This is a genomic window from Pseudomonas panipatensis, from assembly GCF_900099785.1.
Taxonomy (GTDB): Bacteria; Pseudomonadota; Gammaproteobacteria; order Pseudomonadales; family Pseudomonadaceae; genus Pseudomonas; species Pseudomonas panipatensis.
This window is the reverse complement of sequence record NZ_FNDS01000001.1, coordinates 347,199-359,937: the sequence shown is the minus strand read 5'-3', so window position 1 is coordinate 359,937 and position 12,739 is coordinate 347,199. Positions and strand designations below refer to the sequence as shown.

Here is a 12,739-nt window from a genome sequence, read left to right as displayed (position 1 = left end):
GAGCTTTCCTTAGAGCACTCCATTTACAGAACGCGAGTCGAGCTGTCGGACATGGCCACAGCCTGATAGACCTGCATCTGCTTTGCGATTTGGGAGACCTTGCGGGCGTACTGCGGATCGGTGGCGTAGCCGGCGCGCTGCAGCTCCTTCATGAACTGGTCGGGGCGCGCGGCGGAATCCAGTGCGCCCTGATAGCGGTCGTTGTTCTGCAGGAAGCTGACGTAATCCTGGAAGCTCTGCTCGAAGGAATCATAGGCACGGAAGGACGCCACTTCCTTGACCTGCTTGCCATTCTCGTACTCGCTGGTCAGCGCGCGCGCGGATGCGCCGCCCCAGTTGGAGCCGCTCTTGATGCCGAACAGGTTATGGCTGCTGCTGCCATCGCGCTGCACGATCATCGATTTGCCCCAGCCGGTTTCCAGCGCGGCCTGAGCCACCAGATAACGGGGATCGACACCGATGCGCTTGGCCGCGCGTTCAGCCATCGGCAGCATGGCGGCGACGAAATCGTCGGCCGAGGCGAACATCGGCTTGCCCGGCTGCAGCGGTGGCTGGGCATAGCGGCTGCCCGAATCGCTGGACAGGCTCTGCGCGTTGCCCGTCCCCGCGTAACGCTTGTCGCTGCTCCAGTCGGTCGCCGCCAGCGCATTGCCCTGAGCGTCGCCGGCAGTGCCGCTGGCGCCCGGAGTGATACCGGCGAGGAGACGATCGGCAAGCTTGCCCGGCAGCGCCAGGCGGCGCGAGTTCAGTGCCTGGCGGTCGTCGCGGCCGGCTTGCGGAACCGGCAAGGCCTTGCCGCTGGCCGACCACTGGCTGGTCTGCTGCTGGCGGCCTTGCAGGCCCTGCGCCTGGCTGCCGGCCTGCAACTGGTTCTGCCCCTGGGCGAACGGATTGCCGCCGGTGTGGCGCACGCCCTGCATCTGTTCCATCTGCTTGACCAGTACGTCGGCCAGGCCGATTCCGTGGCCGCTGCGCGACAGCGAGACGGAGAGCTGCTGGTCGTACATGTCCTGGTACTGCTTGCTGGTTTCGCTGTTGAGGAAGTTGTCCTTGGCGAACACGTCGTTGGCCGAGCGCATCGACTTGAGCATTTCGTTGAGGAACAGCGACTCGAATTCCTGGGACACCTTGCGGATATTGCCCTGGCTGTTGCGGTCGCCGGTCTTCAGCTGGCTGAGACGGTTGAGGTCGGTGTAGGCCTGGCTGTCGCCAGTGCTGGTAGCGGAGTTGAGCAGTCGTGCGTCCATGGTGGCGACCTCAGATGACGATCAGTTCGGCCTGCAACGCGCCGGCCTGCTTGAGGGCTTCGAGGATGGCCATCAGGTCGCTGGGCGCGGCGCCCACCTGATTCACCGCACGGACGATTTCATCCAGCGTGGTGCCCGGGCCGAATTTGAACATCGGTTTGGCCTCCTGCTGCGCATTGACCCGCGAGCGCGGCACCACGGCGGTCTGGCCGTTGGAAAGCGGGCCGGGCTGGCTGACGATCGGGTCTTCGGTAATGGTCACCGTCAGGCTGCCGTGGGTCACCGCCGCCGGCGACACACGCACGTTCTGGCCGATGACGATGGTGCCGGTACGCGAGTTGATGATGACCTTGGCCACCGCCTCGCCGGACTGGATTTCCAGGTTCTCCAGCACCGACATGTAATCCACCCGCTGGTTCGGATCGAGCGGCGCGCTGACCCGCACGGAGCCGCCATCGATGGCCTGGGCCACGCCTGGGCCGAGCATGTCGTTGATGCGATCGACGATGTGCTTGGCGGTAGTGAAGTCCGGACGGTTGAGGTTCAGGGTCAGGGTGTTGCCCTGGTCGAAACCACTCGGCACCGTCCGCTCGACGGTGGCGCCGGAGGGAATGCGCCCGGCCGAGGGGACGTTGACGGTGATCTTCGAGCCGTCGCGACCTTCGGCATCGAAGCCACCGACCACCAGGTTGCCCTGGGCCACCGCGTAGGTCTGGCCATCGATGCCCTTGAGCTGGGTCATCAACAGGCTGCCACCGCGCAGGCTCTTGGCGTTGCCGATGGAGGACACGGTGATGTCGATGGTCTGCCCGGGCTTGGCGAAAGCCGGCAGATCGGCGTGAACCGACACCGCGGCGACGTTCTTCAATTGCACGTTGCCGCTGCCGGCCGGCACCTTGATACCGAACTGCGCCAGCATGTTGTTGAAGGTCTGCAGGGTGAAGGGCGTCTGCGTGGTCTGGTCGCCGGTGCCGTCGAGGCCGACCACCAGGCCGTAGCCGATCAGTTGGTTGCTGCGCACGCCCTGGATGCTGGCGATGTCCTTCAGGCGTTCGGCCTGGGCGGCGAAGGCCAGCCCGGCCAGGCCGAGAATGAAGAGGATGCGGGAGAACATCGACATCTCAGGCCACCTGCTCAGAACGGCCACAGCGGGCTGAGGAAGAAGCGATCGAGCCAACCCGGCTGGCTGGCGTCGGCGAAGGAGCCGGTGCCCGAGTAGGTGATGCGCGCATCGGCCACACGGGTCGAAGACACGGTGTTGTCGGTGGCGATGTCGTCGGCGCGGATCAGCCCGGCGATGCGCACCAGCTCGTTGCCGGTGTTCAGGGTCATCCACTTCTCGCCGCGCACGGCGAGGATGCCGTTGGGCATCACGTCGGCCACGGTGACGGTGATCGAACCGGTCAGGCTATTGCTCTGCCCGGCCTTGCTGTTGCCCTTGGACTCGCGGGTGCCATTGTATTCGGCGCCCAGGCTGAGGTCGGCGCCCCCCAACGGGTTGTTGGTGGTGGCGCTGCCGCCGAACAACGAGGTCACGCCGATCTTGGAGTTGCTGTCCTTGGCAACGTCCGAGTTGGCCGCCTTGCTTGCCTGGGTCTTCTCGTTGAGGGTGATGGTGATGATGTCACCGATACGGAAGGCCTTGCGGTCGCCATACAGGTTGTTGTCGAAACCCGACTGGTAGATGGAACCGTTGTTCTGCGCGGCCGGCATCGGCGTACGCGGCATGACCGGGGCGTAATAGGGGTCGTCCGGTTTCGGCGGAGGACTGACGCACCCGGCCAGCGCAGTGATCGCCAGCAGCGGAAGAAGATGGAAACGGTTCATTACAACTACCTCTCGGGGAGAGCCACTAGCACCGGAGCCATGCGGCTCCGTCATTCATCAAAGGTTCTGGGTCACGAACGACAGCATCTGGTCGGCGGTGGAGATGACTTTGGAGTTCATCTCATAGGCGCGCTGGGTGGTGATCATGTTGACCATCTCCTCCACCACGCTGACGTTGGAGTTTTCTAGGGTGTTCTGTTGCACGGTGCCCAGGCCATTCAGGCCGGGGGTGCCGGCTTGCGGCGAGCCGCTGGAGCCGGTCTCCAGGAACAGGTTGTTGCCGATCGCCTGCAAGCCAGCCGGGTTGATGAAATCGGCGGTCTGGATGTTGCCGATGATCTGCGGCGTGGAGCTGCCGGCGACGGTGACCGAGACAGTGCCGTCCTGGCCGACGGTGAAGGTCTGGGTCTGCGCAGGAACCACGATCGCCGGCTCCAGGGCATTGCCGTTGGAGGTGACGATCTGACCGTCGGAGTTCAGGTGGAAGCTGCCGTCACGGGTATAGGCAACGGTGCCGTCCGGGGTCAGTACCTGGAAGAAGCCACGACCGTTGACCGCCATGTCCAAGGGGTTGTCGGTGGTCTGCAGGCTGCCGGCGGTGAAGTTCTTTTGCGTACCGACGATGCGCACGCCAGTCCCCAGTTGCAGGCCGGAGGGCAACTGCGTGTTCTGGGTGGACTGGGCGCCCGGCTGGCGTTTGATCTGATACAGCAGATCCTGGAATTCCGCGCGATCGCGCTTGAACCCCGTGGTCGAAACGTTCGCCAGGTTGTTGGAAATGGTGGTCAGGTTCATGTCCTGGGCGGACAGGCCCGTCTTGCTGACCCACAGAGCCGGAAGCATATCGGTTCTCCTCGGGCGCCGGATTCATGGCGCCTCGAACTGGTGATTAGCTAAATTGCAAAACCCGCGCCATCGCCGCGGAATCGTCCTCGGCGGTACGCATCATCTTCACGTGGAGCTCGAATTGACGGGACAGCGCGAGGATCGAGGTCATCTCTTCCACCGCGTTGACGTTGCTCGATTCGAGGAAGCCGGACTGCACCGAAGCATTGGCGTCGGCCTGCAGCGCTTGCTGCCCCGGCTGTTTCTTGACGCGGACCAGGCCATCGGCGCCTTTTTCCAATTGCTTGGGGTCCGGGGTGACCAGCTTGATACGGTCGACGCTGGCCAGCGCGTTAGGGTTGTTGCCCTGACCGCGAATGGTGATGGTGCCGTCTTCGCCGATCTCCACCTTTTCTTCCGGCGGCACGGCAATCGGCCCGCCATTGCCCATGACCGGCAAACCATCGCCGGTGCGCAGTTGGCCGAACGCATCGATCTCCAGGCTGCCGGTGCGCACGTAGGCTTCACCGCCATCCGGCGCCTGCACGGCAATCCAGGCATTGCCCTTGGCGGCGACATCCAGATCGCGCCCGGTTTCCTGCAGGCTGCCGGCGGTGAAGTCAGTGGCCGGTCGCTCGCTCATGGCGAAGACACGCGCCGGGAAGCTGTCGCCGAAGACCGGCATGGCGCGGGCCTGCTCGAAATCACGGCGAAAGCCGGTAGTGGAAATGTTCGCCAGGTTGTTGGCGTGAGCCTGCATGGCCAGGGTGTTCTGGCTCGCTCCGCTCATCGCGACATACAGCATTCTGTCCAAGGCAATCCTCCAAGGCCGGGTCACTTGCCCGACGATCCTGAAGGGGCTTCAGCAAGGGCTGTGCCAAACTCGAAACAAATCAATAAATCATTGATTTACAAGGAAATATAAAAAACAAAAGGCTCCCGAAGGAGCCTGAAGGGCACGCTGGCGGCGAGAGGCTGCCGCCAGCGGCAAGGGACGTTGCCGCCGCGCCGTTAACGGATATTGATGATGGCGTCGGAAATGGTGCTCTCGGTCTGGACCGTCTTGGCGTTGGCCTGATAGTTACGCTGCGCGACGATCAGATTGACCAATTGCGCGGTCAGGTCGACGTTGGACTCCTCCAGCGAACCGGACCCCACCGAACCCAGGGTGCCAGAGGTCGGCGTGCCTATCACCGCCTCACCGGACGCCAGCGACTGCTTCCAGGCGGTATTGCCGACCGGGGTCAGCCCCTGGGTATTGGCGAAGTTGGCCAGGATCACCTGACCGATCACCTTGGACTGGCCGTTGGTATAGGTGGCGTACATCTGCCCATCCTGATTCACCGAGAGGCCGGACATCTGCCCGGTGGCGTAGCCATCCTGGGTCACCGCGGTCACCGCGAAGCTGGCATTGGTCTGCGTGGTCTTGGTCAGGTCCAGGCTGATTCCCCCGGTAGCTGCCGCCGCACCGTTGGCGCCCCAGGTCACCGGACTGGTGGTGGAGTCGGTGATCGACGCCGGCACCCAGCCACTGAGCGTCAGGGTGTTGTCCGCATTGACCGTCATCCCGGTCGAGGCGACCCCGGTCAGTTGACCGGCGCTGCTGAACGTCAACTGGCTGGTCAGCGGCGTGGTGCTGGTCGGGTCGGTAGGCGAGCGACCGTCGACCAGGGTGTACATGCTCCAGTTGTTGCTGCTGTCCTTGACGAAATAATTCGACATGGTGTGCGAGTTGCCCTGGGAGTCATAGATATCCACCGAGGTCGACCAGTTGTAAGTGCTCGAGTCGCTGGCACTGAACGGCGTGGTGACCGGGGTACTCGCAGCGGAGTTCAGACTCAGCGTCGAGGTGATCTTCGAGGTGGCATTCGGCGCCTGGTTGGCAGTATTCACCTTGAGATCGGTGATCACGCCATTGACGATGGAACCGGTGGCATTTGTCCCATAGCCCTGCAGGCGGTTGCCGGAGCCGTCGACGATATAGCCGGCAGCATCGGTATTGAAGGTGCCGTTGCGGGTGTACAGGCGGCTACCGTTGTCACTGGTCATGAAGAAGCCATTGCCGCTGATGGCCAGGTCCAGACTTCTGCCGGTGCTGGTCAGGTTGCCCTGAGTGAACTGCTGGGAAACCGACTGAGTGATCACCCCGTTGCCCACGGCATTGCGCCCCGTGCCAAGCATGGAAGACGCATAGAGATCGGCGAACTCCGTGCGCGACGACTTGAAGCCCGTCGTGCCGACGTTGGCGATGTTGTTGCCGGTCACGTTGAGATCCGTGCTTGCGGCATTCAATCCACTCAGGGCGGTATTGAAAGACATAGATCAGCTCCCTTGCCGAAGGACGGCGTGGTTATTTTCCGATGGTCTGAACGCTGGAGGCGGAAACACTGCCGATGCCAGCAAGATTGAGAGTCATGTCCGCGCCGTTCTGGCCGAGGGTCACGCTATTGACGGTGGCGGGCAGGTAGGTGGTCAGCGCCGTGTTGGTCCCATCCAGCGTGGCCGCGGCCTTGAAGGTGTAGGCACCGGCATTCACCAGGTTGCCGCTATCGTCCTTGCCATCCCAGTTGAAGCTGATGTTGCCGCTCTTCTGGCTGCCCATATCGATGGTGCGCACCAGGTCACCGGAGTCGTTGTAGATTTTCACCGACACACCATCGCCGGCGGACGGCATCACCAGGGAGCCACTGAGCCCCGAGCTGGGTGTGTCGAGTTGCGCCTGACTGGAACTGACGATCACCGAGCGCCCCACCAGCGAAGACGCCTGCAACGCCTGCGAAGACTGGAACGAGGAGTAGAAGGAGCCCAGGGTGGTATCCAGGTTCTGCATGCTCTCCAGACTGCTGAACTGCGCCAGTTGGGAAACGAACTGGGTATTGTCCTGAGGATCCAGCGGGTTCTGGTTATTCATCTGGGTCACCAGCAACTGCAGGAAGGAGTCCTTGCCCAGGGCCGAGGTTCCGGTGCTTGAGCTACTGGAACTGGACGAACCGGTAGAACTGGACGCACTGGTCTTGCTGCTGCCATTGAGCGCCGAGAGAATCGAGTTCGACGTACTAGAGGTGGTGGTCATTTTCTATCCTTCCGGCTCACTGCCCCAGGGTCAGGACCTTCTGCATCATCTGTTTGGCGGTGTTCATCATTTCCGCATTGCTCTGGAACGCACGGCTGGCGGAGATCATGTCGGCCATCTCCTCCACCACATTGACGTTCGGGTAATACACGTAGCCGTTGGCATCGGCCGCCGGATGGTTGGGCTCATAACGCGGTACCAGCGGGCTCTGATCCTCGATCACACCGAGCACCTGCACGCCGCTGCCGGCCTGTTCGGTGTCGGCGAACAGCGACCCCTGCTCGCCCTGGGCTTGCTGGAACATGGTGGAAAACACCGGATGACGCGCGCGATAGGTCTTGTCGATGCTCGAGGAGACGCTCTCGGCGTTGGCGATGTTCGACGCCGTGGTGTTCAGACGGGTGGTCTGGGCACTCATGCCGGTTCCGGCGATGTTGAAGACACTGGCAAGCGACATGGCAATTACTCTCCGCGCAGGGCGCCCATCAGCCCTTTGAACTTGTTGTTGAGGAAGGTGAAGCTGGCCTGGAACTGCACCGCGTTCTGGGTGTAGTTGGACTGCTCGACCTGTTCGTCGACGGTGTTCTGGTCAACCGAGGGATGGAAAGGAATGCGGTACTTGACTCCGTCATCGCCCATGGAGACGCCGTCCGCCTCGATGTGCCGAGCGTTGGTCCGCGTGGCGCTGAAGGTGCCGTTCTTGGCCTTGTCGACCTGAGCCGCGAGCACAGAGGCGAAATCCAGGTCGCGAGCCTTGTAGTTCGGCGTATCGGCGTTGGCCAGGTTATTGGCCAGCACTTCGGCGCGCTGGGAGCGGAAGCTGAGAGCTTGCGGATGGATGCCGAGGGCGGAGTCGAAGCTGATGCTCATGGTCACGAACCTGTTTGCCGATGTGGGCTTGCCATCACTTCAGCAAGGTGCGTGCCAATAAATTAAATCCTTATAAATCAATATCTTGAGTTAATAATGGACTAGCAAAAAGCGGCAATGCGCGGCAAGCGGCAAAGCCTTTCCGCTAGGCGGCAAGGTCTGGATCGATCGATAACTGGCAAGGAATCGCCGGCAACGCGGCAGGAAAGCGGCAAGGCGACCTCGCCGACGCCTCGCGGAACGACTCCGCGACACGCGCCTCGAGCACCTGAAGGATTGGCGCGACTGCCCCTCGACGGGCAGCGACGCGCGATGACGGCCGGGGCGAGGACCGGCCGCAGCAGCCTCTATTTGGCCTTGTAGATGATGCCGGGATTGCACTGGACCATCTGATAATGGTCCGGCAGGCCATTGAGCGCCTCGGAAGCACCAAGGAACAGATAGCCGCCCGGCTTGAGTGCCGCGTGCATGCGCAACAGGATGTCGCGCTTGATTTCGGCGGAGAAGTAGATGAGCACGTTGCGGCAGAAGATCAGGTCGAACTTACCGAGGGTCGCGTAACTGTCCAGCAGATTCAGCGCGCGGAATTCCACGCGACTCTTGATGGCAGGCTTCACCGCCCAGCGTCCGGGTGCCTTCTGGTCGAAGTAGCGCACCAGGCGCTCCTGGGCCAAGCCACGCCCCATGGCCAGACTGTCGTACTCGCCGGCGCGGGCCGCACTGAGCATGGAGCCGGACAGGTCGGTCGCGACGATCTGCACGCCGGCCTTGAGCTGGCCCAGGTTGGTTCGCTCGAACTCGTCGATGCTCATCGACAACGAATAGGGTTCCTGCCCGGACGAGCAGGCAGCGGACCAGATGCGCAGGCGCTGCCCCGGACTGGCCTTGATCATCTCGGGAAGAATGCGGTTCTTCAGCACTTCGAAGGGATAGGTATCACGGAACCACAGGGTTTCATTGGTGGTCATGGCATCCACCACCAGTTCACGCAGCTGCCCGCGCGCCGGTCCCTGGACCTTCTGCACCAGTTCGCCGAGCGTCTTGATACCCTGCTGCTCCATCAACTTGTTGAGGCGGCTGGCGACCAGGTACTGCTTGTTGGCACCGAGCACGATGCCGCAGGTCTTTTCCAGGAAATCCCGGAACAGCTCGAATTCCATATTGGTTGATGTCACCGATAACGCCCCTTTCCTGTTGACCCAGCGCCGAACCGAACGCCAGGCTGTGGCCGGAACCCTCCGGCCATGGGCGGCAATGGCGCCGCCCGTTACCCCGTTAGCTGTCGTGCCGATCAGCGCGCATCCACCGCTTTGATCCGCTCGGCCACGCGGGCCGCCAGATCATCCGGGCGGAACTTGGCGAGGAAGTCGTCGGCGCCGACTTTCTTCACCATCGCCTGATTGAACACTCCAGACAGCGAAGTATGCAGGAGAATGTGCAAATCCTGCAGCCGCGCGTCATGGCGAATCTCGGCGGTGAGCGTGTAGCCATCCATTTCCGGCATCTCGATGTCGGATATCACCATCAGCAGCTCCTGCCCAGGCTTGCCGCCGGCATCGAGCATCTGCCGAAGATAGTCCAACGCCTGGCGACCGTCATTCAATGCCAAGACTTCGACGCCGACGGTTTCCAGGCAGCGCACCAGTTGCTTGCGCGCGACCGAGGAATCGTCCACCACCAGTACCCGCTTGCTCACCGCACGCGCCTGGGTCTCCTCGTCGAGCACGCCCACGGAGATTTCCTCCGACGTCGGCGCCACCTCGGAGAGGATCTTCTCCACATCAATGATTTCCACCAACTGGTTGTCGATCCGCGTCACCGCCGTCAGGTAGTGCTCGCGGCCGGTGCCCTTGGGTGGCGGATGGATCTCCTCCCAGTTCATGTTGATGATGCGTTCCACCGAATGGACCAGGAAGCCCTGCACCTTGGTGTTGTACTCGGTGATGATCACGAAGCTGTTGTCGATCTCGCGCAAACCCCGACGCCCGGTGGCCATCGACAGGTCGAGAATCGGAATGGTGCCGCCACGAATGTTGGCCACCCCGCGCACCACCGGGTTGGACTTGGGCATCACGGTCAGGCGCGGGCACTGCAGGACCTCTTTCACCTTGAACACGTTGATGCCATAGAGCTGGCTGCCATCCAGCCGGAACAGCAGTAATTCCAGACGATTCTGACCAACCAGCTGTGTGCGCTGGTTGACCGAATCCATGACTCCGGCCATTGCGCCTCCCCTGCGTATCCACCGTGCCGCTGCGAACGGCAAACGGCACGAGCATTGCTTAACCCGTTGCATGAAACAGGCAACGACATTTTTCCGACAGCCCCGAAATCTTGCCCGGACACTCTGCGGAGTTCTTGGCATCACGGGTACGCTCGGCCTGGGCAACGCCCTCGCCGATAACTTCACCGCACCCGAAATCCTTATCGGCTCCACCCAAGGCTTTCTTGAGTTCAAGGTGGAAGATTACCTGAAGAACAGCGCAATAGAGGCGCGCTACGAAATCGAAGTGGCCCGCCTCGATCCGCGCCTGCGCCTGGCACAGTGCGACAAAGACCTGACACAGTCCCTGGAAAGCCCATCGCAACCGGTCGGCCGGGTCACGGTGCAGGTGCGTTGCGATGGCAGCTCGCCATGGACTGTCTATATCCCGGCGCAAGTCAGGCTGTTCCGCCAGGTCGTGGTGACCACCCAACCGCTCAAGCGCGACCACATTGTGGAAGCGGCCGATATCAGCCTGGCAGAACGCGACATCGGTCCGCTCACCCAAGGCTACCTGACCGACCCGGAACGCGCGCTCGGCCAGAAACTCAAACGCCCCACCACCAACGACCAGATTCTCGCACCGGTCTTCCTCGAACAGGCCGCCGTAATACACAAGGGCGATCAGGTGGTGATCCGCGCACAGACGAGCACGGTCAACGTGGTGATGCCAGGGGAAGCCCTGGCCGACGGAGTGCCCGGGGAACAGATCCGGGTGCGCAATCTGCGCTCGCAACGCATTATCCGGGCCCAGGTCCTGGAGGCTGGCTCCGTGCAGGTGAACCTGTAGCGCCGGAACTCTGGCGCTATCCCGACTGCCTTCACTACACTGTGCAACGACGCACAAAAAACCGCCCTAAAGTTTTCCGGGTGGCAGCCGAAATCCTCTGGCAAGCGTCCTACACCCGCAGAGGTTCAAACCATGGTCATCGACTTCAACCGGCTGAATGGCTCCAGCGCGCCGCTCAGCACTGGCAGTACCAGCAAGACCCAGAGCAGCGGTCGCAGCGAAGCCAGCGGTACCGAAGCAAGCACCAGCAGCGCCGCAGCCCAGGGCAGCGGTGAGTCCGTACAACTGAGCGCTACCGCACAACAATTGCAGAAAGCCAGCGATCAATTGAAAGATCAGCCTGTCGTCGACTCCGAGAAGGTTGCCCGAATCAAGCAGGCCATTGCCGATGGCAGCTATCAGGTCGACAGCCAGAAAGTCGCCGGTAAATTGCTCGACTTCGAATCCCAGCGCTGAGCCTCATCGCTGCGCCGGGAGCCCTAGGACGCCCAAGCCCCTGAGCCCGAGATGCCCAACGCTACCCTGCTTCGCCTCATCACTGACGATATCGCCGCGGCCCAGACCCTGCTGCAGCTGATCGAAGACGAATTCCAGGCACTGGAGGAGCGTGATCTGCCCCGCCTGCAGACGCTGCTCGATACCAAGCTGCCTTTGCTGCATCAGTTGGAGGAGCACGGTCGCCAGCGCAGTGAATTGCTGCGTCAGGCGGGCGTCAGCGCAGACCGCACCGGCCTTGCCGAACTTGCTGCGCTTGGCAGCGTGCAAGCCGCGACGGTCGAATGCAGCGATGCGCTCAATGCCCTGCTGGAGCGCTGCCAGCAAGCCAACCTGCGCAATGGCCGCGTCATCCGCAACAACCAGAATGCCACCGGGCGTCTGCTGGACATCCTGCGGGGACAGGAAACGCCCAGCCTCTATGACCGCCACGGCGGCGCCACCCCAGCCGGTCGCCAGCGCCCGCTGAGCCAGGCCTGATCGCTGGAATCGGGCATTGGCATACGGCACAATGCCGCGCCTACAGTAAGTACCTACAAGAAATCGTTTCTGGAGACCCGTGGATCGTGTCGAGCCCGTTCGCTGAGGAAAATGGCCCGCAGCCGCCGAAGATGCTCAAGGCACCGGTGGAGATTCATGCCAACCTGCGAATCCTGATGGACAGTCACGATCCATTGGTCATCACCTTCGCCGAACGTAACCAACGCTTCCAGAGCTTCGTCGTGGCGGTGGACCGCGAGCGCCGGGTGATCGCGCTCGACGAACTCATCCCGAATGACGGCGAGCGCTACCTGCAGAATGGCGAGCACTTCCGTATCGAGGCCTTCCATGAAGGCGTGCGCATCGCTTGGGAATGCCGGCAGAATGCCCAGTTCGCTGAACTGGATGGCGCCCGCTGCTACTGGCTGCCGTTACCGGCCGAGGTGCTCTACCACCAGCGCCGCAATGCCTATCGCGCGACCCTCTCGCAGACGCAGCCGGTGGCCGTGGAGTTAGGTGGAGAAAAGCTCAAGTCGGCGCTTTCCGGCAACCTGTTGGACATCTCGGCCACCGGCTGCAAGGTCCGATTCCAGGGCGACGTCAGCGGACGCCTGCAATCCGGGCAGCTCTACGAGCGTTTCATCGCCCGCCTTCCCTTTGGCGCGGTCACTCTGGAAGTGGAAATGCGTCATGTGCAGTTCGACGAAAAGGCCGGCGTGAGTTTCGCTGGCCTGCGCTTCCACCGCATCAATGGCCTGGAACAACGGCACATCGAGCGTTTCGTCTATCAGTTGCAGCGCGAAGCTCGGCGCTTCGAGAAAGACGAACTGTTCTAGCCCGCATGCCGCAGCGCCCCCTTTGCCACTCGC

The 12,739-nt window shown here is 62.3% G+C and carries 15 protein-coding genes; 4 read left to right on the top strand and 11 right to left on the bottom strand.

Annotated elements, in window-relative coordinates; translation table 11 throughout:
- Nucleotides 1-23 precede the first annotated feature (23 nt).
- The 11 genes from flgJ to BLQ74_RS01695 form a co-directional block, all read right to left on the bottom strand.
- Complete coding sequence (gene flgJ, locus BLQ74_RS01745) at nucleotides 24-1,247, bottom strand: flagellar assembly peptidoglycan hydrolase FlgJ (RefSeq protein ID WP_090260199.1); 1,224 nt, start codon at nucleotides 1,245-1,247, stop codon at nucleotides 24-26.
- A 10-nt stretch (nucleotides 1,248-1,257) separates the two neighbouring features.
- Nucleotides 1,258-2,367, bottom strand: a complete 1,110-nt coding sequence (locus tag BLQ74_RS01740) for a flagellar basal body P-ring protein FlgI (protein WP_090260197.1) — start codon at nucleotides 2,365-2,367, stop codon at nucleotides 1,258-1,260.
- Between the two features lie 14 nt (nucleotides 2,368-2,381).
- Nucleotides 2,382-3,074, bottom strand: coding sequence for a flagellar basal body L-ring protein FlgH (gene flgH / locus BLQ74_RS01735; RefSeq protein ID WP_090260195.1), 693 nt, complete (start codon nucleotides 3,072-3,074; stop codon nucleotides 2,382-2,384).
- A gap of 57 nt (nucleotides 3,075-3,131) precedes the next feature.
- The gene (gene flgG / locus BLQ74_RS01730) at nucleotides 3,132-3,917 is read right to left on the bottom strand and encodes a flagellar basal-body rod protein FlgG (RefSeq protein ID WP_090260194.1); all 786 of its coding nucleotides are present in this window, start codon (nucleotides 3,915-3,917) and stop codon (nucleotides 3,132-3,134) included.
- A 46-nt stretch (nucleotides 3,918-3,963) separates the two neighbouring features.
- Nucleotides 3,964-4,713, bottom strand: coding sequence for a flagellar basal-body rod protein FlgF (gene flgF / locus BLQ74_RS01725; protein ID WP_090260192.1), 750 nt, complete (start codon nucleotides 4,711-4,713; stop codon nucleotides 3,964-3,966).
- A gap of 197 nt (nucleotides 4,714-4,910) precedes the next feature.
- Nucleotides 4,911-6,218 (bottom strand): flagellar hook protein FlgE, encoded by a 1,308-nt coding sequence (gene flgE, locus BLQ74_RS01720; protein WP_090260190.1) that lies wholly within the window; start codon nucleotides 6,216-6,218, stop codon nucleotides 4,911-4,913.
- Nucleotides 6,219-6,249: 31 nt separating this feature from the next.
- On the bottom strand, nucleotides 6,250-6,972 hold the full coding sequence (flgD, locus tag BLQ74_RS01715; protein WP_090260188.1) for a flagellar hook assembly protein FlgD: 723 nt from the start codon (nucleotides 6,970-6,972) through the stop codon (nucleotides 6,250-6,252).
- A 16-nt stretch (nucleotides 6,973-6,988) separates the two neighbouring features.
- Nucleotides 6,989-7,429, bottom strand: a complete 441-nt coding sequence (gene flgC / locus BLQ74_RS01710; RefSeq protein WP_090260186.1) for a flagellar basal body rod protein FlgC — start codon at nucleotides 7,427-7,429, stop codon at nucleotides 6,989-6,991.
- Between the two features lie 5 nt (nucleotides 7,430-7,434).
- Nucleotides 7,435-7,842 carry a flagellar basal body rod protein FlgB gene (gene flgB / locus BLQ74_RS01705; protein ID WP_090260184.1) on the bottom strand — a complete coding sequence of 136 codons (408 nt, stop codon included), beginning with the start codon at nucleotides 7,840-7,842 and terminating at the stop codon, nucleotides 7,435-7,437.
- Nucleotides 7,843-8,189: 347 nt separating this feature from the next.
- A complete protein-coding gene (locus BLQ74_RS01700) occupies nucleotides 8,190-9,002 on the bottom strand; it encodes a CheR family methyltransferase (RefSeq protein ID WP_425287474.1) in 813 nt (270 codons plus the stop codon).
- A gap of 131 nt (nucleotides 9,003-9,133) precedes the next feature.
- Entirely contained in the window at nucleotides 9,134-10,066 is a 933-nt protein-coding gene (locus tag BLQ74_RS01695) for a chemotaxis protein CheV (protein ID WP_090260180.1), read from the bottom strand.
- Between the two features lie 70 nt (nucleotides 10,067-10,136).
- Here BLQ74_RS01695 and flgA point away from each other — a divergent pair, with 70 nt between their 5' ends.
- The 4 genes from flgA (at nucleotide 10,137) to BLQ74_RS01675 (ending at nucleotide 12,706) form a co-directional block, all read left to right on the top strand.
- Nucleotides 10,137-10,895: a flagellar basal body P-ring formation chaperone FlgA gene (gene flgA / locus BLQ74_RS01690; protein ID WP_090260178.1), complete on the top strand. Its 759-nt coding sequence runs from the start codon at nucleotides 10,137-10,139 to the stop codon at nucleotides 10,893-10,895.
- Between the two features lie 132 nt (nucleotides 10,896-11,027).
- Nucleotides 11,028-11,351: a flagellar biosynthesis anti-sigma factor FlgM gene (gene flgM / locus BLQ74_RS01685; protein ID WP_090260176.1), complete on the top strand. Its 324-nt coding sequence runs from the start codon at nucleotides 11,028-11,030 to the stop codon at nucleotides 11,349-11,351.
- Nucleotides 11,352-11,402: 51 nt separating this feature from the next.
- Nucleotides 11,403-11,870, top strand: a complete 468-nt coding sequence (locus BLQ74_RS01680; RefSeq protein WP_090260174.1) for a flagella synthesis protein FlgN — start codon at nucleotides 11,403-11,405, stop codon at nucleotides 11,868-11,870.
- A gap of 131 nt (nucleotides 11,871-12,001) precedes the next feature.
- Nucleotides 12,002-12,706 (top strand): flagellar brake protein, encoded by a 705-nt coding sequence (locus BLQ74_RS01675; protein WP_244507139.1) that lies wholly within the window; start codon nucleotides 12,002-12,004, stop codon nucleotides 12,704-12,706.
- Nucleotides 12,707-12,739 lie beyond the last annotated feature (33 nt).